Source organism: Myxococcus xanthus (assembly GCF_013116825.1).
GTDB lineage: Bacteria > Myxococcota > Myxococcia > Myxococcales > Myxococcaceae > Myxococcus > Myxococcus xanthus_B.
This window is the reverse complement of record NZ_JABFNS010000352.1, coordinates 1-399: the sequence shown is the minus strand read 5'-3', so window position 1 is coordinate 399 and position 399 is coordinate 1. Positions and strand designations below refer to the sequence as shown.

At 66.4% G+C, this 399-nt stretch carries 1 protein-coding gene; it reads right to left on the bottom strand.

The window, feature by feature from the left end; genetic code table 11:
* A partial coding sequence (locus tag HNV26_RS37685; RefSeq protein ID WP_171453076.1) for a phospholipase A occupies positions 1-399 on the bottom strand: 399 nt, incomplete at both ends.

The following is a 399-nucleotide window of genomic DNA, read 5'->3' as shown; positions in this document are numbered from 1 at the left end:
CGGTTGTAGTCGGTGATGGTGTCGCCGTAGCCGGTGAAGAGCGCGGTGTGGAACCGCAGGTTGCTCTTGGCGCCGCCCAGGTCGTTGCCGACCGCGCGCATCCATTCCAGCCGCAGGGAGCCGCGCTGGGTGGAGCCGAACGAATTGCGCGCCGTGAGCGACAGGTTGTTGTCGCGGTCGTAGTTCCAGCCGACCTGCAGCTCTCCGCGGCCCATGTACTCGACGATGTCCGGGTTGTCGTCGTCGCCCGCGCTTTCCTTCAGGCGCTTCCAGACGCGCGCGTTCACCGTCCAGCGGTTGTCGAGTTCCATGCCGGTCATCAGGTAGGCACGGTTCCAGCTGCGCGACAGCGGCAGGTTCTGGCCGTTGGACTGGTGCACCAGCCCGATGCCGCTGTAG